This window comes from Chenggangzhangella methanolivorans (assembly GCF_042648545.1).
Lineage (GTDB): Bacteria > Pseudomonadota > Alphaproteobacteria > Rhizobiales > Methylopilaceae > Methylopila > Methylopila methanolivorans.
Map to the genome: position 1 here is coordinate 472,208 of NZ_JBHRXS010000004.1, position 23,045 is coordinate 495,252.

Annotated in this window: 18 protein-coding genes; 16 read left to right on the forward strand and 2 right to left on the reverse strand. The window is 69.7% G+C overall.

Going from position 1 to position 23,045, the window contains the following annotated elements:
* The first annotated feature begins 119 nt into the window (after positions 1-119).
* The 13 genes from hflK (at position 120) to ACFOWB_RS07675 (ending at position 14,125) form a co-directional block, all read left to right on the forward strand.
* Complete coding sequence (gene hflK / locus ACFOWB_RS07615; RefSeq protein ID WP_261403895.1) at positions 120-1,373, forward strand: protease modulator HflK; 1,254 nt, start codon at positions 120-122, stop codon at positions 1,371-1,373.
* 12 nt (positions 1,374-1,385) lie between these two features.
* Entirely contained in the window at positions 1,386-2,300 is a 915-nt protein-coding gene (gene hflC / locus ACFOWB_RS07620; protein ID WP_378146570.1) for a protease modulator HflC, read from the forward strand.
* A complete protein-coding gene (locus ACFOWB_RS07625; protein ID WP_378146572.1) occupies positions 2,300-2,485 on the forward strand; it encodes a DUF2065 domain-containing protein in 186 nt (61 codons plus the stop codon). Before hflC ends, ACFOWB_RS07625 begins: the two co-directional genes overlap by 1 nt.
* 151 nt (positions 2,486-2,636) lie before the next feature.
* Positions 2,637-2,936: an aldehyde dehydrogenase family protein gene (locus ACFOWB_RS07630; protein WP_378146574.1), complete on the forward strand. Its 300-nt coding sequence runs from the start codon at positions 2,637-2,639 to the stop codon at positions 2,934-2,936.
* A 43-nt stretch (positions 2,937-2,979) separates the two neighbouring features.
* A complete protein-coding gene (gene rpiA, locus ACFOWB_RS07635; protein ID WP_378146576.1) occupies positions 2,980-3,711 on the forward strand; it encodes a ribose-5-phosphate isomerase RpiA in 732 nt (243 codons plus the stop codon).
* Positions 3,708-4,226, forward strand: coding sequence for a DUF2059 domain-containing protein (locus ACFOWB_RS07640; RefSeq protein WP_261403893.1), 519 nt, complete (start codon positions 3,708-3,710; stop codon positions 4,224-4,226). Before rpiA ends, ACFOWB_RS07640 begins: the two co-directional genes overlap by 4 nt.
* A 22-nt stretch (positions 4,227-4,248) precedes the next feature.
* Positions 4,249-5,610, forward strand: a complete 1,362-nt coding sequence (gor, locus tag ACFOWB_RS07645) for a glutathione-disulfide reductase (RefSeq protein ID WP_378146579.1) — start codon at positions 4,249-4,251, stop codon at positions 5,608-5,610.
* Positions 5,611-5,638: 28 nt separating this feature from the next.
* The gene (locus ACFOWB_RS07650) at positions 5,639-6,526 is read left to right on the forward strand and encodes a DUF6869 domain-containing protein (protein ID WP_261403892.1); all 888 of its coding nucleotides are present in this window, start codon (positions 5,639-5,641) and stop codon (positions 6,524-6,526) included.
* Positions 6,526-7,986, forward strand: a complete 1,461-nt coding sequence (locus ACFOWB_RS07655; RefSeq protein WP_378146582.1) for an MDR family MFS transporter — start codon at positions 6,526-6,528, stop codon at positions 7,984-7,986. The genes ACFOWB_RS07650 and ACFOWB_RS07655 overlap by 1 nt, the downstream gene beginning before the upstream one ends.
* A 125-nt stretch (positions 7,987-8,111) precedes the next feature.
* A complete protein-coding gene (locus tag ACFOWB_RS07660) occupies positions 8,112-9,497 on the forward strand; it encodes a class II 3-deoxy-7-phosphoheptulonate synthase (RefSeq protein ID WP_261403890.1) in 1,386 nt (461 codons plus the stop codon).
* 173 nt (positions 9,498-9,670) lie between these two features.
* Positions 9,671-10,918: a GGDEF domain-containing protein gene (locus ACFOWB_RS07665; protein WP_378146585.1), complete on the forward strand. Its 1,248-nt coding sequence runs from the start codon at positions 9,671-9,673 to the stop codon at positions 10,916-10,918.
* Positions 10,919-10,963: 45 nt separating this feature from the next.
* Entirely contained in the window at positions 10,964-12,640 is a 1,677-nt protein-coding gene (locus ACFOWB_RS07670; protein ID WP_261403888.1) for an NAD+ synthase, read from the forward strand.
* Between the two features lie 144 nt (positions 12,641-12,784).
* Entirely contained in the window at positions 12,785-14,125 is a 1,341-nt protein-coding gene (locus ACFOWB_RS07675) for a glutamate--tRNA ligase (RefSeq protein ID WP_261403887.1), read from the forward strand.
* Between the two features lie 4 nt (positions 14,126-14,129).
* On the opposite strand, the gene ACFOWB_RS07680 is transcribed toward ACFOWB_RS07675, so the two are convergent.
* Positions 14,130-15,392, reverse strand: coding sequence for a TIGR03862 family flavoprotein (locus ACFOWB_RS07680; protein WP_261403886.1), 1,263 nt, complete (start codon positions 15,390-15,392; stop codon positions 14,130-14,132).
* A 201-nt stretch (positions 15,393-15,593) separates the two neighbouring features.
* Here ACFOWB_RS07680 and ACFOWB_RS07685 point away from each other — a divergent pair, with 201 nt between their 5' ends.
* Positions 15,594-17,741: a GGDEF/EAL domain-containing response regulator gene (locus tag ACFOWB_RS07685; protein WP_378146588.1), complete on the forward strand. Its 2,148-nt coding sequence runs from the start codon at positions 15,594-15,596 to the stop codon at positions 17,739-17,741.
* Positions 17,738-20,308 (forward strand): hybrid sensor histidine kinase/response regulator, encoded by a 2,571-nt coding sequence (locus ACFOWB_RS07690; RefSeq protein WP_378146590.1) that lies wholly within the window; start codon positions 17,738-17,740, stop codon positions 20,306-20,308. The genes ACFOWB_RS07685 and ACFOWB_RS07690 overlap by 4 nt, the downstream gene beginning before the upstream one ends.
* A gap of 60 nt (positions 20,309-20,368) precedes the next feature.
* Here the strand turns inward: ACFOWB_RS07690 and ACFOWB_RS07695 are convergent, their stop codons facing one another.
* Positions 20,369-21,388, reverse strand: coding sequence for a crotonase/enoyl-CoA hydratase family protein (locus ACFOWB_RS07695; protein ID WP_315855132.1), 1,020 nt, complete (start codon positions 21,386-21,388; stop codon positions 20,369-20,371).
* A 547-nt stretch (positions 21,389-21,935) separates the two neighbouring features.
* Here ACFOWB_RS07695 and ACFOWB_RS07700 point away from each other — a divergent pair.
* On the forward strand, positions 21,936-22,976 hold the full coding sequence (locus ACFOWB_RS07700; protein WP_378146592.1) for a phytanoyl-CoA dioxygenase family protein: 1,041 nt from the start codon (positions 21,936-21,938) through the stop codon (positions 22,974-22,976).
* Positions 22,977-23,045 lie beyond the last annotated feature (69 nt).

Genomic DNA, 23,045 nt, shown 5'->3' on the forward strand with positions numbered 1-23,045 from the left:
TCTGTTACGGCGCCGCACGAGCGTCGCCCACGCCGTGCGCGTTGAACGTGTTGCACGGCGGCAATATATGCGGCGCCGCGGATCGACGGCGGATCGGCCGGCGCGCAGAAGGAGAGCAGATGCCCTGGAGCAACCAAAGCGGCGGCGGCGGCCCGTGGGGCAACAAGCCGGGCGGCCCGTGGGGTCAGGGCCCGCAGAGGCCCTCGGGCGGCGGAGGGGGCAACGGCCCGCAGCCGCCGGACATCGACGAGGTTCTGCGCCGGGCCCAGGAACGGCTTCGCGGCGTGTTTCCGGGCGGCGGCGGAAGCGCCAAGGGCGTGTTCGCCCTGGTGGCGGTCGCGGCGATCGCCTGGGGCCTGTCGGGCTTCTACCGAGTCGAGCCGGACGAGGAAGGCATCGTGCTGCGCTTCGGCGAATTCGTCCGCACGACCCAGTCGGGCCTCAACTACCATCTGCCCTATCCGATCGAGACGGTCGTGACTCCCAAGGTCACCACGCAGAACTCCATCGAGGTCGGCATGCGCTCCTCCGTCGGCGGCCAGCGCAGCGTGTCGAGCCGCGAAGTCCCGCAGGAAAGCCTGATGCTGACCGGCGACGGCAACATCGTCGACGTCAATTTCTCGGTCGTGTGGGTCATCAAGCCGGCCGACGGCGCCGCGAACCGCCCGAGCGGGGCGGCCAACTACCTGTTCAAGCTTCAGAACCCGGAAGGCACCATCAAGGCGGTCGCCGAAAGCGCCATGCGTGAGGTCGTGGGGCGCTCCAAGCTGTCGCAGATCCTGACGGAAGGCACGCCGGAGACCGACGTCACTCCGCCGACCGCCGCGCCCGGCGCGCCGCCGGTCGAGCCTGTCCAGCCCAAGGAGGACGTGCAGTCCGCCGCGGTCACCGCCGCGGCCGTGCGCGACCTCATGCAGAAGACGCTGGACAGCTACGAGTCCGGCATCGACATCGCGCAGGTGCAGCTCCAGAAGATCGCGCCTCCGGGCGAGGTCATCGCGGCGTTCCGAGAGGTGCAGGTGGCGCAGGCCGACCGCATCCGCGCCACCAACGACGCCCAGGCCTACGCCAACCGCGTGGTGCCCGAGGCGCGAGGCAGGTCGACCCAGACCATCCAGGCGGCCGAGGGCATCAAGGCGACCTCCATCGCCGACGCGCAGGGCCAGGCCTCGCGCTTCAGCCAGGTGGTGGCCGAGTACAAGAAGGCTCCGGACGTGACCCGCGAGCGCCTGTTCCTCGAGACGATGGAGCGGGTGTTCGGCGGCGTCGACAAGGTCATCATCGACCAGAAGGCCGCGGGGCAGGGCGTCGTCCCTTACCTGCCGCTTGACCAGCAGCCCGTCGCGCCGCGCGCGGCGCGGTCGATCCCGTAAGGAGCGCGCGAGATGAACAAGTCCATCTTCGGCGCCGCTTTCGCGGTGATCGCCTTCCTGGTCGCCGTCGCCGGCTACAGCGCCCTCTATCAGGTCAGCGAGACCGAGCAGGTCATCGTGCTGCGCCTCGGCCAGCCGGTCGCCACCGTCACCGAGCCCGGTCTTCACGCCAAGGTTCCGTTCATCGAGAGCGTGACGCGCATCGACAAGCGCGTGCTCGACCTTGATTTGCCGGAGCGTGAAGCGACCGCCAACGACAGCCAGCGCCTCGTGGTCGACGCCTTCTCGCGGTACAAGATCACCAACGCACTGCGTTTCCGTCAGGCCGTCGGCACGATCGAGCAGGCCAACACGCGCCTGACCAACGTGCTGACCGACGCGCTGCTCGAGGCGATCCGCTCCAACAGCTTCGAGCAGATCGTCCGGGACCGCCGCGACCAGATCATGGCGCGCATCCGCGACCAGGCGAACCGCGAGGCCGACCGCTTCGGGCTCCAGATCGTCGACGTCCGCATCCGTCGCGCCGATCTTCCCGAGCAGAACTCCAAGGCCGTGTTCGACCGCATGTCGTCCGAACGCGCCCAGGAAGCCGCCCAGATCCGCGCTCGCGGCGCCGAGACGGCGCAGGGCATGCGCGCTCGCGCCGACCGCGAGGCGCAGGTCATCGTCGCCGAAGCGAACCGCGACGCCGAGATCCTGCGCGGCCAGGGCGAAGCCGAGAAGACCCGCATCCTCGCCGAGTCCTTCGGCGCCGATCCGGACTTCTTCGCCTTCTTCCGCTCGATGCAGGCCTACGAAACCTCGTTGAAGACCGGCACGCGTCTGGTGCTCGCGCCCGACAGCCCGTTCTTCAAGTACTTCGAGCAGCCCACCGGCGCCGCGCCGCGCGCCGCCGCGCCGCAGCCCGGGCAGACGCCCGCGCCCTGATGAGCGACCTGTTCGCCGCGCTCGGACTGTTGCTCGCGATCGAGGGTCTCCTCTTCGCGGGCTTTCCGGGCGCGGCGCGACGGGCGAGCGAAAACATCGTGGCGACGCCCGAAAACGCGCTTCGCGTGATCGGGGTGGTGTCGGCGGCGATCGGCGTCGCGATCGTCTGGCTGGTGCGGGGCTAGGATCCGCCGGGTCCCGGCGCGGCCTCGCCTTTACATCGCTTCGTTTCTTTCCGGCGTCTCGCTTGCGGGAGGTCCGCCGCCGCGCGCCGGGTGGCGTCCCGCGCGGGCGCCGTGCTAGACCGCGCCTTCCTCACGGCGGAGCCCAACTCCGATGCACGGACCGACGCAGCCCGCGCCGATCATCCGTTTCGAGACCCAGGACGAGGTCTTGGCGAACGTCGACGCCGACGATTTCGGCCTCGCCGCGTCCGTCCATGCGCGCGGCGTGGGACGGACATTCCGGGTCGCTAAGGCCCTTGAATATGGCGGGGTCGGCATCAACTCAGGCATGATTTCGACCGAGCTGGCGCCTTTTGGGGGCGTCAAGGAAAGCGGTCATGGCCGCGAAGGAACGCCGCGGGGAGTCGACGAATTCGTCGATGTGAAATACCTGCTGGTCGCGGGACTTTGAAAACATCGCCAGCGATCCCTTCGCGCTGAAAGGACGGGACGTCTTGAGCACTGACGACTTCAAACGCGCGGCCGCCGAGGCCGCGCTCGCCTATGTCGAGCCGGGCATGAAGCTCGGCCTCGGCACGGGCTCGACCGCGGCGCATCTCGTCGAGCTGCTCGGCGAGCGGGTCGCGCAAGGGTTCGACGTGGTCGGCGTGCCGACCTCCGAGGCGACGCGCGAGCTCGCCGAGCGTCACGGCGTGCCGCTGACGACGCTGAAGGACACGCCCGAACTCGATCTCACCATCGACGGCGCCGACGAGATCGACCCGGAGCTTCGCCTCATCAAGGGCGGCGGCGCGGCGCTGCTGCGCGAGAAGATCGTGGCCTTCGCTTCGAAGCGCATGATCGTCATCGCGGACAAGACCAAATGCGTGCCCCATCTCGGCGCGTTTCCGCTGCCGATCGAGGTGGTGCCCTTCGGCAAGGAGTCGACGCGCCGCGCCATCGCGCGGCTCGCCCAGGAGCTCGGCGGCTCCGGCGAGGTCGGCATCCGCCGCGCTGAGGACGAGTGCCCGGTCGTGACCGACAGCGGCCACATCATCGTCGACGCCCATTTCGGCCGCATCGACGATCCCCGTCAGGTCTCCGACGCGCTCAACCGGATCCCGGGCGTGGTCGAGCACGGACTGTTCATCGGGCTCGCGAGCCTCGCCATCGTCGCCGGCCCCGACGGCGTCATCACGCTCGAGCCGGGCCAGGGCCTCGTCGAGCAGCCAAGGAAGATCGCATGAACGCGACGCTCCGCGCCGGCCTTGCGGCCGCCACCCTCTTCGCCGCCTTCGCGTTCTCCCCCGCCTTCGCGCAGGCGCCCGCCGGGGACGCCGCGCCGTCCGCCGAGCAGGTCAAGGCCGCCCGCGAGGTCATCGACGTCTCTGGCGCCGCCGACAGCATCAAAGACATCGTCCCGATCTTCCTCGACGAGGCCAAGAACACGCTGACCCGCACGCGTCCCGAGATCGCCAAGGATCTCGGCGAGGTCCTCAAGATCGTCGAGCCCGAGTTCCTCCAGCGCAAGGAGGACCTCATGAACGACATCGCGACGGTCTACGCCCAGCGCTTCTCCGCGCAGGAGCTTACCGAGATCAAGACGTTCTACACCTCGGAGACCGGCAAGAAGCTGGTGCAGAACCTGCCGGGCGTCCTGCAGGCGAGCTATGAGCGCACGCAGGTCTGGAGCCAGCGGATGAGCACCGACATCATCGCGCGCCTTCGCCAGGAGATGAAGAAGCGCGGCGTCGACATCTGACGCCAGGCGGGTCCGGGTCCACATGAGCCAGTACGACGTCGATCTCTTCGTCATCGGCGCGGGGTCGGGCGGCGTGCGCGCCGCGCGCATCGCCTCGGGCTACGGCGCGCGCGTGGCGGTCGCGGAGGAATACCGCATCGGCGGCACCTGCGTGATCCGCGGCTGCGTGCCCAAGAAGCTGCTGGTCTACGCCAGCCGCTTCCCGGACGGCTTCGAGGATTCGGCCGGCTTCGGCTGGTCGTTCCCGGCCGAGCCGACCTTCTCCTGGGCCGCCTTGATCGCCGCCAAGGACAAGGAGATCGCGCGGCTTTCCGGGCTCTACGAGCAGAACCTCGCCAAGGCCGGCGTCGCGATCCATCGCCAGCGCGCGGTCGTCGCGGGGCCGAACGCGGTGCGGCTCGCGGACGGGACCGAGATTACGGCCGAGCGCATCCTGGTCGCCGCCGGCGGCGGGCCGACGGTCGGGGATTTCCCGGGCGCCGAGCTCGCGATTTCGTCCAACGAGGCGTTCGATCTCGCTGAGCTGCCGGAGAAAATCGTGATCGCGGGCGGCGGCTACATCGCCATCGAGTTCGCCGGCGTCTTCGCCGGCCTCGGCTCGCAGGTCACGCTGGTCCATCGCGGCGAGAAGTTGCTGCGCGGCTTCGACGAGGATCTGCGCGACGAGGTGAAGGCGGGGCTGGAAAAGCGCGGCGTCATCGTCAGGCTCAACGAACGGATCGCTTCGATCGCGGCGGGCGAGGGCGGCTCGAAGCGCGTGTCGCTCGCCTCCGGCGAGACGCTCGACGCAGATCAGGCGATGCTCGCCATCGGCCGCGCGCCGCATGTCGGCGGCCTCGGGCTCGAGGCCGCCGGCGTGAGGCTCAATGAGAAGGGCGCGGTCGAGGTCGACGCATTCTCGCAGACTTCGGCGCCGTCGATCTATGCGGTGGGCGACGTCACCGACCGCATGAACCTCACCCCCGTCGCCATCCGCGAGGGCCACGCCTTCGCCGACACGGTCTATGGCGGGCGGCCGACGACGGTCGACCTTTCGAACGTCCCGACAGCGGTGTTCGCGACGCCCGAGCTTGGGACCGTGGGGCTGACCGAGGCGGAGGCCCGCGAGAAGGGCGAGGTCGACATCTACAAGACGCGGTTCCGCTCCATGAAGGCGACGCTGTCGGGCCGCGACGAGAAGGTGCTGATGAAGCTCGTGGTCGACGCCGCGACGACCAAGGTGCTCGGCGTCCACATCGTCGGCGAGGACGCGGCCGAGATGATCCAGGTCGCCGGGATCGCGGTGAAGATGGGCGCGACCAAGGCCGACTTCGACGCGACCGTCGCGCTGCATCCGAGCGCGGCCGAGGAGCTCGTCACGCTGAGGCAGAAGTGGACGGGGTGATGGCCTTGCCGCGTCGCAGGGGAGCGTCGTGACCTCGGGGGACGACGACCCCCTGTTCAAGAGCGCTTGGATCGCGGCCACCGAGCCTGTTCCCCGCCACCCGCTCGCCCCGCGCGGCGAGCGATACGCTGCGATGGACGTTCCCGAACTCGCCGCGCAGTGGCGGCGCATCCAGCATTTCGGCCTGCGGGAACGGATTCCGGACGTCTTCGAGGCGGAGCAGTATTTCGATCATCTGCCGCATGAGGAGCCGCGTCGCGCGTTGGCGCTCGTGCTCGAGGTGCTTCGCGCGGAGACCGACCGAAGCGTCAGGATGCAGCTCAACGACCGGCTGATGACGGCGCTGGTCCACCGCCACGGCGACGCTCTGGTCGACGAGATCGAGGCCGCGGCCGGCGAAAGCGCCGATTTCCGATGGCTGCTCGGCGGCGTCTGCTTTTGGGCGGAAGGCCGGACGAGGGCGCGGCTCGAGGCGATCGCGGACGCCGCGGCTTGGGACGCCGATCACGATGAGGCGCGCCGGCCTGCCGTTCCGATCGACTTCAGAAACCTCACGATCGACGAGCTCGCGCGGGTCTGGATCGAGCAGAAGAGCAAGCCCGCCAAGGACTGCGACGACAACTGGTACGCGCTGATGGACCACGAGCACGATCTCGCGGCCGGCGACCCCGAAAAGCTCGTCGATCTTGCGCTGGCGGTCCTCAAGATCGAGTCCGATCCGAACGTCCTCGGCCTCTTCGCCGCGGGACCGCTCGAAAACGCCGTCGGCCACGCGACGATCGACCGGATGGAGCGGGAGGCGGCCGACAATCCCGCCTTCGTCGCGATGCTCGGCGGCATGTACTATTTCAGCGAGCCCGACGACATCAAGGCGCGGCTCGACGCCATCTTCGAGCGGGCGGGGAGGGGCGCCTGATGGACCGCCAGACGGCGGCCGCCCCGGCTCCGCTCACCGAGACGCGCAAGAAACAGATCATCGTCGGCGTGCTGACCGCGATGCTGCTCGCCGCGCTCGACCAGACCATCGTCGCGCCGGCCATCGTGCCGATCGGGCGCTCGCTCGGCTCGGTCGAGTATCTCCCCTGGATCGTCTCGGCCTATCTCGTCACCGCGACCGCCGTGACGCCGCTCTACGGCAAGCTCGCCGACATCCACGGGCGCCGGCCGATCATCTTCGTGTCGGTGACGATCTTTCTCGCGGGCTCGGTGCTGTGCGCGCTCGCGCCCTCGATGCTCTGGCTCGTCGCCGGCCGCGCGATCCAGGGGCTCGGCGGCGGCGGGCTGATCGCGCTCGCCCAGACCGTGATGGGCGACCTCGTGCCGCCGAAGCAGCGGGCGAAATACGCGGCCCAGATCTCCGCCGTCTGGGCGACCGCGAGCGTCGCCGGGCCGCTGGTCGGCGGCGTCTTCGCCCAGCACCTTCACTGGTCGCTCGTGTTCTGGATCAACCTGCCGATCGGCCTGGTCGCGCTCTGGATGATGAACGGCCCGCTGAAGGACCTGCCGTTCCACCCGCGGCCGCACCGGCTCGACGTGCCGGGCGCGATCCTCGTGGTCGCCGCCACCTCGCTTGCGATGCTCGCGCTCTCGCTCGGCCGCCAGAGCGGCGAATGGGCGGCGCCCGACGTGCTCGGCCTCGCGGGCGCCGCGCTCGTCGCCGCGGCGCTGTTCGCGTGGCGGGTGAAGACCTTCGCGGAGCCGCTGATCCCCATCAAGGTTCTGAAGAACAAGGTGATCGCGCGCGGCGCGCTTGCGGTCGCCTGCGGCGCGGGCGGCTTCATCGGGCTGACGACGATCATCCCGGTCTTCCTGCAGACGCGGAACGGCGTCGGGCCGGATCTCGCGGCCGTCGGCCTCATTCTGATGGGGGCGGGCGCCGTGATCGGGGCCGCGCTCACCGGGCGCGCGGTGCCGAAGCTGAAGCGCTACCGCACGCCCTCGCTCTGCGGCTTCGCGCTCTCGATCGCGGCGCTTGCGGGGCTTGCGCTCAGCGTCGAGCACGGCTCCTTCCTCGTCTCGCTCGCGCTGCTGTTCCTCTACGGGCTCGGCATCGGCCCGATCTTTCCGGTCGGGACGGTGAGCGTGCAGAACGCCGTCGCCCAGCACGATCTCGGGGCCGCCACCGGACTTCTGGCCTTCCTGCGCTCCATGGGGGCAGCCTTCGGCGTCGCGATCCTGGGCGCCATCGTGCTCGGCGCAGGGCTCGGGCCCGAGGGGGGCGAGCACGGTCCTGCGGTCGTCGAGCCCGGCACGTTCAGGCTTGCGTTCCTGGCGGCCATTTTAGGAACGGCGGCGGCGCTTATATCTCTGTGGCGGATGCCCGAGCGTCCGCTTCGGGACACGATCGAGCCGCGACCCTCCGAAGGTCCCGGCTGAGACGGTTGGCGTCGTGGCGCCCTTGGTGCTAGAGGGTCCGCCGAACGAGCGGCCGCGAGGCCGGGCGGCGCCTTGTCGTTTCCCGAAAAGAAGGGCTCGGCGCGAAGGTCAGTTGGAGCGAAGTCATGTCGGAGCGTTGGAGCCCGTCGAGCTGGAGAAACCTGCCGATCGAGCAGTCGCCGGTCTATCCGGACCTGACCGCGCTCAAGGCCGCCGAGGACCAGCTCGCCTCGTTTCCGCCGCTCGTCTTCGCGGGCGAGGCCCGCAAGCTGAAGCGCAAGCTCGCAGCGGTCGCGAACGGCGAGGCCTTCCTGCTGCAGGGCGGCGACTGCGCCGAGAGCTTCGCCGAGCATTCGGCCGACAACATCCGCGACTTCTTCCGCGTCTTCCTGCAGATGGCGGTGGTGCTGACCTATGCGGCCGCGTCCCCGGTCGTGAAGGTCGGCCGCATCGCGGGCCAGTTCGCCAAGCCCCGCTCGTCCCCGACCGAGACGATCGGCGGCGTCGAGCTGCCGATCTATCGCGGCGACATCATCAACGGGTCCGAGGGCACGCCCGAGTCGCGCATCCCCGATCCGCGCCGCCAGCTCGAGGCCTACCGCCAGTCGGCCGCGACCATGAACCTGCTGCGCGCGTTCGCCACCGGCGGCTACGCCAATCTCGACTTCGTGCATCAGTGGATGCTCGGCTTCGTGAAGGAGAGCCCGCAGTCCGGCCGCTACCAGGAGGTCGCCGACCGGATCGCGGAGGCGCTCGACTTCATGCGCGCCTGCGGCATCAACCCGGAGTCGAGCCCGGAGCTGCGCCAGACCGATTTCTTCACCAGCCACGAGGCGCTGCTGCTCGGCTACGAGCAGGCGCTGACCCGCGTCGACTCGACCACCGGCGACTGGTACGCGACGTCGGGCCACATGATCTGGATCGGCGACCGCACCCGCCAGCTCGACCACGCCCATGTCGAGTTCTGCCGCGGCGTGAAGAACCCGATCGGCCTGAAGTGCGGCCCCTCGCTCAAGCCCGACGAGCTGATGAAGCTCATCGACGCGCTCGACCCCGAGAACGAGGCCGGTCGCCTCACGCTCATCATGCGCTTCGGGGCCGACAAGGCGTTCGACCACATGCCGGGCCTCGTCCGCGCGGTGAAGAATGGCGGCCGCAAGGTCGTGCTCGCCTGCGACCCGATGCACGGCAACACGATCAAGTCCTCGTCGGGCTACAAGACGCGCCCCTTCGAGCGGATCCTGCAGGAGGTCGAGGCCTTCTTCGAGGTCTGCCGCACGGAAGGCGTCCATGCCGGCGGCGTCCATGTCGAGATGACGGGCAAGAACGTCACCGAATGCACCGGCGGCGCGCGCGCGATCTCTGACGCGGACCTGCAGGACCGCTACCACACCTTCTGCGACCCGCGCCTCAACGCCGAGCAGGCGATCGAGCTCGCTTTCCTGGTGGCCGAGGAGCTCAAGAAGGAGCGCGCCGCGCGCGGTCCCCGGCAGGTCGTCGCCGCCGAGTGAGCGGTTGGCCGCGCGAACGGAACATGGCGGCGCGCACGCGCCGTCATGCCGGCCGCGGAAACGAACGCCAATTAAATCAAATGCTTGACGAGACTTCACCTTCCTGAAGCTTTTTCGGGCGAGGCTCGCTCTGCGCGAACTTCGAGACGACGCTTTTCGGCATGGTGGAATCTTTGTCAGACGACGCAGGGCAGGCCTTCTCGACCGACCGCCTGCTCCAGCACCCCGCGATGGCCGCGACCCTCATCGCGTTGTCCAAGGTGCGCACCCGCGACCTCGTCCTGCCGCCGCAGATCCACGACGCCTATCTCGAGCACACGCGGCACACCCGCACCAAGATCAACGCCGGCTGGATGCTCTGGGCGGCGGCGCTCAACATCTTGTGCTGCGCGCTCGCGTTCTTCATCGTGCCGCCGGGCGCGCTCGAGCAGGTCGTGGTCGCGCGCATCGCGATCAGCCTTGTGCTCGCTCTGGGGGCGGGCGCGATCTTTCTCGCGCGGCGCTCGGACGTCGAGGGGCTGCTGACGATCGCGGTCTGCCTCGCGGTCGTCGCGCTCGCCGGCTTCATGGCCGAGCAGGCCCGCCAGCATTTCGCCGAGCGCTACGTCGTCCACGCCATCTTCATGTGCGGCACCGCGATCGTGATCTCGCGGATCGCCTGGCGCGACACGGTCGCGCTCACAACCTCCGTGATGACGGCGCTGGCGATCCTGATGGCGACGTCCCCGACCGCCGACCTGTCGATCGCCGAAAAGCTCCAGATGGCGGCGTTCTTCGGCGTCGGGCTGATCGGTCTCGCGCTCGCCAAGCGCGCGATGAACAAGCTCCAGTACCGCGTCTTCGTGCTCGGCCTCGTCGATCGGCTGAAGATGGCCGAGATCGAGGAGATGAACGGGCGCCTGCACGCGATCGCGCGCACCGACGCGCTCACCGCCGTCTCCAACCGACGCGGCTTCGACGAGGCCTACGCCGCGCTTCAGGGCCGGCCGGAGCGCGGTCAGTGCGCGGTGCTCATGATGGACATCGATCACTTCAAGGGCCTCAACGACACCCGCGGCCACGCCGCGGGCGACGAGTGCCTGCGCGCGGTCGCGGGCGTCATCAGCGGCGAGCTGCGCCACAGCCGCGACCTGCTCGCCCGCTTCGGCGGCGAGGAGTTCGTCGCGATCCTGCCCGAGGTCGACGGCCAGCAGGCGCTCTCGATCGCCGAGCGCATCCGCGCCGCCGTCGAGGCGAGGGGCGTCGCGAACCCCGCGGCGCCGGGCGGAGTGCTGACGCTGAGCGTCGGCGTCGCGGTGTCGCCGCCGGCCGCCATCGAGCGTCTGGTCGCGCGCGCCGACGCCGCTCTCTACGAGGCGAAGTCCGGCGGCCGCAACGCGGTTCGGCTCGCCGCGCCGCCCGCGGCCCTTCGCGTCGCCTGACGCATCGCGATTGCCGCTTTTCCGCGGGCGCGCTAGACGAGCCGCATGGCTCCGACACCCCCCGCCGACACGCTCCGCATCGCGCTCGCGCAGGCGAACCCGACCGTCGGCGACGTGTCGGGAAATCTCGCGCGCGCCCGGCGCATGCGCGCCGAGGCCGCGGGGCAGGGCGCGGACCTGATCGTGTTCCCGGAACTCTTCCTCGCCGGCTATCCGCCCGAGGATCTCGTGGTGAAGCCCGCCTTCCAGGACGCCTGCCGCGACGCTTGCGCCGCGCTCGCCGCCGACACCGCCGACGGCGGGCCGGACGTGCTGATCGGCCTGCCATGGCGCGAGGGCGACCGGCTCACCAATGCGGTCGCGCATTTGTCCGGCGGCGCCATCGTGACCGTGCGCCACAAGGTCGACCTGCCGAACTACGGCGTGTTCGACGAAAAGCGCGTGTTCGACGCCGGCCCTCTGCCGGGACCGGTGGTGGTGCGCGGCGTGCGCCTCGGCGTGCCGATCTGCGAGGACATATGGACCGACGAGGTCGTCGAGTGTCTCGCCGAGACCGGCGCCGAGCTGCTGCTCGTCCCGAACGGTTCGCCCTATTGGCGCAAGAAGGCCGAGGTCCGCCTCAACGTCGTCGCCGCGCGCGTGGTCGAGAGCGGGCTGCCGCTCGTCTATCTCAATCAGGTCGGCGGGCAGGACGAGCTCGTCTTCGACGGCGCCTCCTTCGGCCTCAACGCCGACCGCAGCCTCGCCTTCCAGATGCGCGGCTTCGTCGAGGAGGTGGCGACCGTCGCCTACACGCGGGGGGCTGGCGGCTGGACCTGCGTCGAGGGGCCGATGGCGGCGCTCGAGGAGGACGAGCGCGCCGACTACCGCGCCTGCGTGCTGGGCCTTCGCGACTATGTGGCGAAGAACGGTTTTCCGGGCGTGGTGCTGGGGCTTTCGGGCGGCGTCGACTCGGCGCTCGCGGCCGCCATGGCCGTGGACGCGCTGGGCGCCGAAAAGGTCCACTGCGTGATGCTGCCCTACCGCTACACGTCGGACGAGAGCCTCAAGGACGCCAAGGACTGCGCGGCCGCGCTCGGCGTGCGCTACGACATCCTGCCGATCGCGCCGGCGGTCGAGGGCCTCGAGGCCGTGCTGGCCGAGACCTTCGCGGGCCGGGAGCGCGACGTGACGGAGGAGAACCTCCAGAGCCGCGCGCGCGGCACGCTGTTGATGTCGATCTCCAACAAGTTCGGGCCGATGGTCGTCACCACCGGCAACAAGTCCGAGATGTCGGTCGGCTACGCCACGCTCTACGGCGACATGAACGGCGGCTTCAACCCGCTGAAGGATCTCTACAAGACGGAAGTCTTCCGGCTCTGCCGCCTGCGCGACCGCTGGAAGCCCGACGACGCGCTGGGGCCCGACGGCGAGGTGATCCCGCAGAACATCATCGACAAGCCGCCGACCGCGGAGCTGCGCGAGAACCAGAAGGACGCCGACAGCCTGCCGCCTTATGACGAGCTCGACGCGATCCTCGACGGCCTCGTGGAGGAGGACGCGCGCGTCGCCGACCTCGTGGCGAGGGGCCATGACGAAGCGACGGTGAAGAAGATCGAGCGGCTGCTGTATCTGGCCGAATACAAGCGCCGGCAGTCCGCGCCCGGCGTGAAGGTCACCCGCCGCAACTTCGGCCGCGACCGCCGCTACCCGATCGTGAACAGGTTTCGTGATGGCGGGTGAGGGAAAGGAACTGCGTGCTTCGAGACGCGGCCTGATGGCCGCTCCTCAGCATGAGGACCGCTTGAGTTCGCCTGGATCCTCAGTTCTCCCTCATGCTGAGGAGGCCCGCAGGGCCGTCTCGAAGCACGCAGTCGGCTTCCGCTCATGACCACTTTCCGCTTCGCCCCGTCCCCCACCGGGCGGCTTCATCTCGGCAACGCCCGCACGCTGCTGCTGAACGCGCTGATGGCGAAGAAGACCGGAGGCCGCTTCGTGCTGCGCATCGACGACACCGACGTCGAGCGCTCGCGCGAGGAGTATGTCGAAGCCATCCGCGAGGATCTCGCCTGGCTCGGCCTGACGCCCGCGCTCGAAGTGCGGCAGTCCGAACGCGCGACGCTCTACGAGCAGGCCTTCGCCAAGCTCGGCGACCGGGTCTATCCGGCCTATGAGACGGAGGAGGAGCTCGACCGCGCCCGCCGTCTGGCGCGCGCCTCGGGACGGCCGCCGATCTACGACCGCTCGGCCCTGAAGCTCACGCCCGAAAAGCGCGCCGCCTTCGAGGCCGAGGGGCGGTGCCCGCACTGGCGGTTTCGCCTCACCGGCGGCCGCGTCGCCTGGGACGACGGCGTGCGCGGCGCGCAGGAGATCGATCTCTCGAGCCTCTCCGACCCGGTGATCCGCCGCGACGACGGCACGTTCCTCTACGTGTTCACGAGCGTCGTCGACGACGCGGCGCTCGGGATCACCGACATCGTCCGCGGCGAGGACCATGTGGCCAATTCCGCCGTGCAGCTCGACCTGTTCGCGGCGCTGGCCGCGTCGGCGCCCCGGCTCGCCCACCACAACCTGCTGACGACCGCGGACGGGGCGGGGCTTTCCAAGCGCAGCGGCGCGCTCTCGCTCGGGACGTTGCGGGAGGAGGGGATCGAGCCGCTCGCGGTCGCGGCCTACGCCACGCTGATCGGCTCAGCCGAGGCGGTGCGGCCGGTCGGCGATCTCGACGAGCTCGCAGGGTTGATCGATCTGTCGCGTCTGTCCCGCGCGCCCGCGCGGATCGATCCCGAAGAGCTTGCGGCGCTGTCGGCGAAGACTGCGCATGCGCTGCCGTTCGAGATCGTCGCTCCGCGTCTCGCAGCGCTTGGCGTCGGCGGGGGCGCGGCGTTCTGGGAGACGGTCCGCGGCAATCTGCGGACCGTCGCGGAAGCTGCGGACTGGTGGCGGATCGCGACCGATGACGCGTTCTCGTCTCCTGCGGCGGCCGAAGACGACCGGCCGCTCCTCGTCGAGGCGGCGCGGCTGCTGCCGGACGAGCCGTGGGACGAGACCACGTGGAAATCCTGGACCGCGGCGCTCGGAGCCGCCGCCGGCCGGAAGGGTCGCGGGCTGTTCCTTCCGTTGCGCCTGGCGCTGACCGGCGAGCCGGGCGGGCCGGAGCTCGCGCGGCTGCTGCCCTTCGTCGGCCGCGCCCGCGCGCTCGCGCGCCTCGAGGCTGCGGCGGGCTGACGTCTCAGTCCGCGTCCTGTCGCCGGGCGAGCGCCCATCGCGCCGCCGCGTCGCCCGCCGCGAACCCGGTGGCGAAGCAGGCCTGGAGCAGATAGCCGCCGGTCGGCGCCTCCCAGTCCAGCATCTCGCCGGCGACAAACAGGCCGGGCCGGGCGCGCGACATGAAGGACGCGTCGAGCCCGTCGAAGCCGACCCCGCCCGCCGTCGAGATCGCGCGGTCGATCGGTTTCGGCGCGCGGAACCGCAGCGTCGTCGCCTTGATGGCGTGGGCGAGCGCTTCCGGATCGGATCGCGGCGGGCCGGCTTCGCGCAGCAGCGCGATCGCGACCTGCGAAAGGCCCACGGCCTTTGCGAGATGCGTCGAGAGCGAGCGCTTGCCGCGAGGTTGGGCGAGTTTGCGCGCCAGCGCGGCGGCGTCGAGGTCGGGGCGGAGGTCGAGCGCCGCCTCCACCCCCTCATCCGCCGCGCCGCGCGCGATCGCGTCCCTCAGCCGGGCCGAGAGCGCGTAGATCATTCCGCCCTCGAGGCCGTCCGCCGCCGCCACCGCCTCGCCGCGGACCGTCACGCCCTCGAAAGTCAGCGCGGCGCGCTTGATCGGCGCTCCGGCGAAACGGCCCGCGAAAGCCGGAGACCAATCGACGATAAAGCCGCAATTTGCAGGCCTTAGCGGGGAGACCGGCAGGCCGGCGCGTCCGAGCTCCTCGGCCCACGTCCCATCGGAGCCGAGCCGCGGCCAGCTCGCGCCGCCGAGCGCCAGCACCACCGCGTCGCCCGCCGCCTCGCGCGCGCCCTCCGCCGTCTCGAAGCGCGCCGCGCCGGCCTCGGAAAATCCCGTCCAGAGATGGCGCGGATGGATCCGCACCCCCTGTCGGGCGAGGCGCCCGAGCCAGGCGCGCAGCAGCGGGGAGGCCTTGAAAACGCTCGGAAAAACGCGCCCGCTGGTGCCGACGAAGGTGTCGACCCCGAGCTCCGAGCTCCAGGCGCGCAGCGCCTCCGGCGGGAAGGCGCGGATCGCCGCGCCAAGCGCCTCCCCGGCTGCGCCATAGCGACAGAGAAAGCCCTCAAGCGGTTCGGAATGCGTAAGATTCAGCCCGCCGCGGCCTGCGAGCAGGAACTTGCGGGCGGGCGAGGCCATGCGCTCGAAGACGTCGACCGCGCATCCGGCCGCCGCCGCGCGTTCAGCCGCGGCGAGGCCCGCGGGCCCTGCGCCGACGATGACCACTTTTGGTTGAGCGGCCGCTGGGGCTAATCTTATCGCGTCAGACATGCGCTGCTGAATAATAAGCTTTTAGACGATTGAAACCTTAAATCAGACTCACGTCTCGCCATTCTCCGGGATTTTCGTTTCCTTAAGCCGCGCTTGCTACACCTTCGGGAAAGGATCGGGCCAGTCGCGGCCGGTCGAAAGAGCGCCTTTGTTTCGCACGTCATCGGACTGCCGCGACGAACCGAAGTTCCGTGAGAGCACATGGCGCTCATCTGCATTCTCGACGATCGAGTCACCAACCGGAACATTTTCGCGCGGCTCGCGGCCACGATCGAACCGGACGTGGACGTGCGCGCTTTCGGCAATCCGCTCGAGGCGCTCGCCTGGATGGCGGACAACACGCCCGATCTCGTCGTCACAGACTTCAAGATGCCGGACATCGACGGCGCGGAGTTCACGCGCCGGTTCCGCCAGCTCGCCGGCTGCGACGACGTCCCGGTGGTGGTGCTCACGGTCTATGAGGAGAGGTCCTTCCGCCTGAGCGCGCTCGAGGCCGGCGCGACCGACTTCCTTCAGAGCCCCGTCGACCACCACGAGTTCCTCACCCGCGCCCGCAACCTCCTCAAGATGCGCCGCCAGCAGCTCTTGATCGCGAGCCGGGCGATGACGCTGGAGCACGAACTGAGGACCAGCGAGCAGTCGCGCGCCCAGGCGCTGCGCGACTCGACGGAGCGCCTCGCCCAGGTGATCGACACCGTGCCCGCGATGATCAGCGCGGCCGACCGGCAGGGGCGCTGCATCTTCGTCAACGCGCATCAGGCCGCGGTCAAGGGCGTCGAGGCCGCTGACCTTCTCGGGCGCACCGCCGTCGATCTCTTCGGCGAGGAGCAGGGCGTCCGCAGCGCCGCGCTCGACCGCCTGATCTGCGAGAGCGGCACGGGTCTTCCGAGCTTCGAGGAGGAGATCACGGGCCTCGACGGCGAGACCCGCTACGTGCTCACCACCAAGGCGCCGCTGCGCGACGCGAACGGCGAGATCGTCGCGGTGCTCACCACCTCGCTCGACATCACCGACCGCCGCCGCGCCGAGCGGCATCTGCGCCACCTCGCCCATCACGACACGCTGACAGACCTGCCGAACCGCGCGCTGCTGCACGAGCGCGTGCGCCACGAGATCGCCCAGGCGCGGCGTTCTGACCGCAAGTTCGCGCTGCATCTGTTCGACCTCGATCGCTTCAAGGGCATCAACGACGTCCTTGGCCATCATTTCGGCGACCGCCTGCTGCGCGCCGTCGCCGACCGTCTTCGCGCGACCGTGCGCGAGAGCGACACGGTGGCGCGCCTCGGCGGCGACGAGTTCGCGATCCTGCAGTCGAACGTCGCGACCCCCGAGGACACGGCCGAGCTCGCGCGTCGCATCCGCGAGGCGCTTTCGGCGCCCTTCCGCTTCGACGGCGAGGAGGTGCTGACCTCGGCCTCGATCGGCATCGCGATCTTCCCGGACAACGGCTTCGACGTCGACGACCTGCTGAAGAACGCGGACCTTGCGATGTATCGGGCCAAGGCCGACGGCCGCGACGGCTTCCGCGCCTTCGCCGCCGACATGGACACCAACGCCCGCGCGATCACGGTGCTCGAGAGCGATCTGCGCCGGGCGCTGTCGCGCAACGAGTTCGAGCTGCATTACCAGCCGCAGGTCGCGCTTTCGACCGGCCAGATCGTCGGCGCCGAGGCGCTCATCCGCTGGCGGCGCGAGAACGGCGACCTCGTCTCTCCGGGCGAGTTCCTGCCGCGCGCGGAAGAGAACGGCCTCATCGTGCCGATCAACAACTGGGTGCTGCGCGAGGCCTGCCAGCAGGCCGCCGCCTGGAGCTCGGAAGGCCTTCCGCGCCTGCGCGTCGCCGTCAATCTGTCGGGGATGCAGTTCATCAAGACCGACGTCGAGGCGCTCGTGCTCGAAGCTCTCGAAGAAAGCGGGCTCGCGCCCGATCGCCTGGAGCTCGAGCTGACCGAGACGATCCTGCTCCAGGACACCGGCGCGGTCGTGCGCCAGCTCGAGGCGCTGCGGGCCCGCGGCATCACCTTCTCGATCGACGATTTCGGCACGGGCTATTCGTCGCTCGCCTATGTGAAGCACTTCCCAGTCGATCGCCTCAAGATCGACAAGAGCTTCATCGCCAACCTCAAGAACGACGCCAACGACGCCGCGATCGTGCGCGCGATCGTCAGCCTCGGGCACAGCCTCGATCTCGACGTCATCGCCGAGGGCGTCGAGACCGCCGCGCAGGTCGCGCATCTGCGCTCGGAAGGTTGCGACGAGGTCCAGGGCTTCTATTTCGGGCGCCCGATGCGCTCGGACATGTTCGTCGATCTCGTTCGCCGCGAGATGCTGCTGGTGCGCTCCGCATGAACCGTGAAACGCTCGGGCGCATCGCGCGCCTCGACGACGTCCGCCGGACGCTTTCGAACCGGCCGGACGGCGAGCACGAGATCGTGCTCAACCGGTTGACGATCTCGACGCTGCTGCTGCTCTACCTCATCGGCGCGGCCGCCTATGACGGCGCGCCGCTCGGCGCAGCCTTCACCACGGCGCTGGTGTTCGCGGTCGGCGGCTGGATGTTCTTCGCCCACATGATGCTCCGCCCGGGCGTCTCCCGCTGGCGGCGCTCGCTCGCGATGGTGTTCGACCTCACGGCGCTCTCGGTCGGCATGCATCTCGGCGGAGAGGTCACGGCGATCCTCTACCCCGCCTATCTCTGGATCATCTTCGGCAACGGCTTCCGCTTCGGCATCCCCGCGCTGCTCGCGGGGTCTGCGATCGGCATCGCGGGCTTCTCCGCCATGGTGGCCTCGACGCCCTATTGGCTCGAGCACATCCGTCTCTCCTACGGCCTGCTGCTCGGCCTGCTGGCGTTGCCGGCCTACGCCGCTACGCTCATCAAGAAGCTCGAGCGCGCCCGCATCGCGGCCGAAGAGGCGAGCCGCGCCAAGAGCCTGTTCCTCGCCAGCGTCAGCCACGAGCTGCGGACCCCGCTCAACGCCGTCATCGGCATGACCGACCTGCTCGACCAGACCGAGCTCGACGCCGAGCAGCGCGACATGGCGCGAACCGCCGGCGCCTCCGGCCGTTCGCTGCTCGGCCTGATCGACGACCTCCTGAACTTCAGCCGCCTTGAAGCCGGCAAGATGCCGATCAACCTCGTCGACTTCGACCTCGCCGAAGCGCTTGCGACCGTGCGCGGCATGCTGACGGCGCAGGCGCGCGAAAAGAGGCTGAGGCTGGCGCTTCACGTGACGCCGCGCACGCCTTTGATGCTGCGCGGCGACGCGCGCCATGTGCGGGACGTGCTGGTCAACCTCATCGGCAACGCGGTGAAGTTCACCGAAGCCGGCGGCGTCGCGATCTGCGTCGATCGCGTCGGCGGCACGGCGGCCGCGCCGCGGCTGCGCTTCGAGGTGGCGGACACCGGCATCGGCATCGCGCCCGAAGCCCGCGCCCGCATCTTCGAGAGCTTCACCCAGGCCGACGAGACCATCATCAACAGCCATGGCGGAACCGGTCTCGGGCTTGCGATCTGCCGCCAGCTCGTCGAGCTCCATGGGGGACGCATCGGGGTCGACAGCGAGCAGGGCGTCGGAAGCACCTTCTGGTTCGAGCTCGATCTCGAATCGGCGGCGACGGCTCCGGCCCGGCCCGCAGGCGACGTTCATGTCGTGGCGCTCGCAGCCGACGAGGAGCGCGCCGAGGCGCTGGCGGGCCGCCTCCTCGCGCTCGGCTATGCGGCCGAGGCGGCTTTCGACCTCCGCGGCGCGCTGCGGCTGCTCGCGAGCGATCCGGCAGGCGCCGGGCGCCGGGCCGTCGCGATCGACGCGCGCGGCGGGCGCGCGTCCGGCGAGGACATCGCTTTCGCGCTGCGCGCCGCCGACGACAGCGGCGCCGTCGAGATCGCGCTGATCGATCCGAACGCCCCCGAGGGGCTGCCGGAGCCGGAGATCCGCCATGCGGTGGCGGCCTGCGCGGCCGATCCTGACGATATGGCGCTCGCCGCGATGATGAAGATCGCGAGCGTCGGCGCGGTCGGCCGCGCGGCGGCGGTGGCGAAGGCCGCGCCCGCCGGGGAGGTGGGTCGCCGCCTGTCGATCCTCGTCGCCGAGGACAACCGCACCAACCAGAAGGTCATCACCAAGATCCTGGAGCGGGCCGGCCACGAGGTCTCGATCGCGGCGAACGGCGAGCTCGCGCTTGACGCGCTCACCGAGCGCGCCTTCGACCTCGTGCTGATGGACGTCAACATGCCGGCGCTCGACGGGGTCGAGTGCACCAAGCTCTACCGCTTCGCCTCGATCGGGAAGCCGCGCGTTCCGATCGTCGCGCTCACGGCCGACGCCACCCCGGAGGCGCGCGAGCGTTGCCTCGAGGCCGGCATGGACGCCTGCCTGACGAAGCCGATCGAGCCCGAGAGGCTGCTCGGTCTGATCGCCGAGATGTGCGGGGCCGGCGGCGCCGGCGAGGCGGTGGCGGCGGCGGAGAAGGCGGCGGTCGAGGCGGGCGTGGTCGACGACGAGATCGTAGCCAACATCGCCCGGCACCCGAACTATCGCCCGGCCACGCGCGCGGTCGTCGACCGCAACACGATCGCCGAGCTCGAAACGCTTGGCGGGGAGGACTTCGTGGCCGACCTCGTGGACGAGTTCATCGGCGACGCCGCCTCCGTGCTGCGCAGCCTGCATGAAGCGGTCGACGGACGCGAAGCCTCGACGTTCCGCGAGCAGGCCCATGCGCTTCGCAGCGGCGCGGCCAATATCGGCGCGCGCGGCATGTACGAGATCTGCCTGTCCTACCGCAACGCCGACGCCCACGACCTCGCCATCAACGGCGCGGAGCACATGCGTCGGCTGGAGAGCGAATTCGACCGCGTGCGCAAGACCTTGCGCCAGCGTTTTCCGGAACGCTCGGAAGGCCCCAAAAGGGCGTGAGGCGCCGGGACCGCGAGATCCCGACGCCTCGCTGAGGCCCGGCAGGGCTCAATCGGTCGTTCAGAGAGCGCCGGCGGCGCGGCGCACGTCGTCGCTCATCACGGAGCTCGCGATCAGGCGCTTGTCCTGCGCGGAGGTCAGGCGCTCCATCTTGCGCAGGTCCTGCTCCTCGAGGTTCAGCGCGGCGTCGACCCAGATCTCGGTGATGTCGAGCAGCTCCTGATAAGGGATCGGAGCGGCGCGGCGGCCGGCGCGGAACAGCGCCGAAAGCCCGTTGTGGCGGCGCTGGTTGCGGGTCAGCAGCCGATGGGTCTCGGCGACGCCCTGGCCCGGCTCGGCGAGCACCTGCACGAGGCCGAGGGCGTGGAGCTCTTCGGCCGTGTAGAGCTTGCCGCTTGCGATGAAGCGCTCGGCCTGGGCCCCGCCGAGGCGGCGCGCCAGAAGGCTGTAGGCGCCCATTCCGGGGAAGAGGTTGAAGAGGATCTCGGGCAGGCCGAACTTCGAGCCGCGCTCGGCCACGATGACGTCGCAGGACAGCGCCGCCTCAAAGCCCCCGCCAAGCGCGTCGCCCTGGACGAGCGCCACGGTGATCACCGGCTTGTCGAAGGCGATCTGGTTCTCGTGCAGCACGTCGATGCAGGCGCGAGCGTAGGTGGCGAGGCCCTCCCGGTCGCGGTTGCGGATCCAGCCTGCGAAGAGGCCGAGGTCGCCGCCGAGATTGTAGATGCCCGGAAGGCGCGAGGCGAACACTGCGTGCTTGATCGGCGCCGGCGCGTCCGCGGAAGCGGTGTCGAAGGCTTCGCGGATCAGCCGCTGGTGGGCCGAGAGATCCCGCAGCAGGCCGGGCGTGAAGCTCGGCGCGCCGATCGGGTTCATCCAGCACCACGACGTCTCGAGCGCGGCGTCGTGTTCGATCTCGATCTCGGCGTAGGTCTCGAGCGCGAGCCGCTCTCCCGCCGTGGTCTCGGCGTCGGCTTCCGCGCGCCGAGCCGGCGGCGCGAAGGCCGCCTGCAGACGCCGCCTCGCCTCGCTGAGCCGCATGAAAGGCGTCGCCTCCGGCATCGTCATCGTAATCGACATGCGACCGCTCCGATCGGAGCCGCCACCCGCCGCTCCGGTTGGAAATAAGAATTAATTGTTTGTTTACCATTGGCAAGTGGACGATTTTTGCCGGTAAGAAACGGCCTCGACGTTAACTCTGATTTGTCGAGGAAATAGATTCTGGCGCGCCAGGGAGAGTTTGTCTCAAACTGAGATGTGCCAGTTTATTGTAGTTAATTTTTTTATGGACTGAGAAAAAGACCTGAAAAGATTCGGGCGCGTTGCGTCGATCTGGCTAAGCCCTTGATTGCACTATTGTCTAAGGCGCGTGGTTCATTCAGCCTAAGAGCGCTCAGTCTTGCCGGCCGAGATCTCCCGGCTCGAAATGATCGACCCGCTGTCTTTCTCGGCCGTCGAGGCGGTGTGCAGATACGTAGTCAGGCCCTCAGGTGCGACCGTCCGTCACATTCTCGTCAGCGGTTCTGACAAGGCGTGGACGCGGGCCGCGACACGGGCGACGTGGCGCGCTAGTGGTGGCGCAAAGGGCGGCGCGCTCGGATGCGCCTGCCGAAAGGGAGCCGCCAAGATGACGACAGCGTTGCGCTGGTTGCTGGCCCCGGTCTGGGCCGCGCAGATCTTCACGGGCGCCAAGTCGTTCTGCGACAATCGCATTCTTGGCGACGTCAGGCTCAATGAGCGCGGGCTCCATGTCTGGCGCGTGCGGCTCGCGAATCGCATGGCGGAGGCGCGCCGCGCCAAGCTCGCCTCACGGCTTTCGCCCGAGGACCGGGCGGAGTTCGCCGCGAACGGCTTTATTCTGAAGCGCAACTTCCTGCCCGAAGATCAGTTTCGCGCGCTCGTCGACGAGATCGGCCGCACAGAAGCCCCGGTCCGCGAGATGAAGCAGGGCGACGCCATCACCCGCCGGATCGCGCTCGATCCGCAAATCCTGAAGAAGATGCCGGCGACCGACAAAGCGGTGAACGGCGACGCCTTCCAGAACCTCGTGCGCTACGTCTCGACCTATGACGCCGAGCCGATCGTCTATGTGCAGACGGTGTTCGCGCAGGTCGACAGGTCCGCGACCGACCCGCAGACCTCGGTGCACGCCGACACGTTCCATCCGACCATGAAGGCGTGGCTGTTCCTCCATGACGTCGAGGAGGATCTCGGGCCGTTCGTCTACGTTCCCGGCTCCCACCGCCCCACCAAGCGGCGGCTCGCCTGGGAGCGGCGAATGAGCGTCAACGCCTCGAAGCTCGACCGGCTGTCCTCGCGCGGCTCGTTCCGCGTCACCGCGCGGGACCTGAAGCGCATGGCCTTGCCCGCGCCGCAGAAATTTGCGGTGCCGGCCAACACGCTCGTCGTCGCCGACACCTCCGGCTTCCACGCTCGCGGCGCGAGCGTTCGGCCCTCGACGCGCGTCGAGATCTGGGCCTACGCGCGGCGCAACCCGTTCCTGCCCTTCGTCGGGCTCGACCCGTGGGCGCTCTCGCCGCTGAAGGGCCGGCAGGCGCCGATCTTCTGGGCGCTGCTGGACCGGCTGGAGAAATTCGGCCTCGGCAAGAGCCCGTGGCGCGCGGCCGGCACCGTGACCGCCGCCACGCCGCCCTCCGTCAAGGCGTGAGGGCAGGGGCGGCGCTCTTCTCTCGAGGCGCCGATTTGGAGCGGGGCTGCGGGCAGCGGCTCCGCCAGG

What these genes read in the sequence shown, in the direction of transcription:
- hflK (WP_261403895.1), top strand. Translation starts at nt 120, where the DNA reads ATGCCCTGGAGCAACCAAAGCGGCGGCGGCGGCCCGTGGGGCAACAAG.
- hflC (WP_378146570.1), top strand. Translation starts at nt 1,386, where the DNA reads ATGAACAAGTCCATCTTCGGCGCCGCTTTCGCGGTGATCGCCTTCCTG.
- ACFOWB_RS07625 (WP_378146572.1), top strand. Translation starts at nt 2,300, where the DNA reads ATGAGCGACCTGTTCGCCGCGCTCGGACTGTTGCTCGCGATCGAGGGT.
- ACFOWB_RS07630 (WP_378146574.1), top strand. Translation starts at nt 2,637, where the DNA reads ATGCACGGACCGACGCAGCCCGCGCCGATCATCCGTTTCGAGACCCAG.
- ACFOWB_RS07640 (WP_261403893.1), top strand. Translation starts at nt 3,708, where the DNA reads ATGAACGCGACGCTCCGCGCCGGCCTTGCGGCCGCCACCCTCTTCGCC.
- gor (WP_378146579.1), top strand. Translation starts at nt 4,249, where the DNA reads ATGAGCCAGTACGACGTCGATCTCTTCGTCATCGGCGCGGGGTCGGGC.
- ACFOWB_RS07655 (WP_378146582.1), top strand. Translation starts at nt 6,526, where the DNA reads ATGGACCGCCAGACGGCGGCCGCCCCGGCTCCGCTCACCGAGACGCGC.
- ACFOWB_RS07660 (WP_261403890.1), top strand. Translation starts at nt 8,112, where the DNA reads ATGTCGGAGCGTTGGAGCCCGTCGAGCTGGAGAAACCTGCCGATCGAG.
- ACFOWB_RS07670 (WP_261403888.1), top strand. Translation starts at nt 10,964, where the DNA reads ATGGCTCCGACACCCCCCGCCGACACGCTCCGCATCGCGCTCGCGCAG.
- ACFOWB_RS07675 (WP_261403887.1), top strand. Translation starts at nt 12,785, where the DNA reads ATGACCACTTTCCGCTTCGCCCCGTCCCCCACCGGGCGGCTTCATCTC.
- ACFOWB_RS07680 (WP_261403886.1), bottom strand. Translation starts at nt 15,392, where the DNA reads ATGTCTGACGCGATAAGATTAGCCCCAGCGGCCGCTCAACCAAAAGTG.
- ACFOWB_RS07685 (WP_378146588.1), top strand. Translation starts at nt 15,594, where the DNA reads ATGGCGCTCATCTGCATTCTCGACGATCGAGTCACCAACCGGAACATT.
- ACFOWB_RS07690 (WP_378146590.1), top strand. Translation starts at nt 17,738, where the DNA reads ATGAACCGTGAAACGCTCGGGCGCATCGCGCGCCTCGACGACGTCCGC.
- ACFOWB_RS07695 (WP_315855132.1), bottom strand. Translation starts at nt 21,388, where the DNA reads ATGTCGATTACGATGACGATGCCGGAGGCGACGCCTTTCATGCGGCTC.
- ACFOWB_RS07700 (WP_378146592.1), top strand. Translation starts at nt 21,936, where the DNA reads ATGACGACAGCGTTGCGCTGGTTGCTGGCCCCGGTCTGGGCCGCGCAG.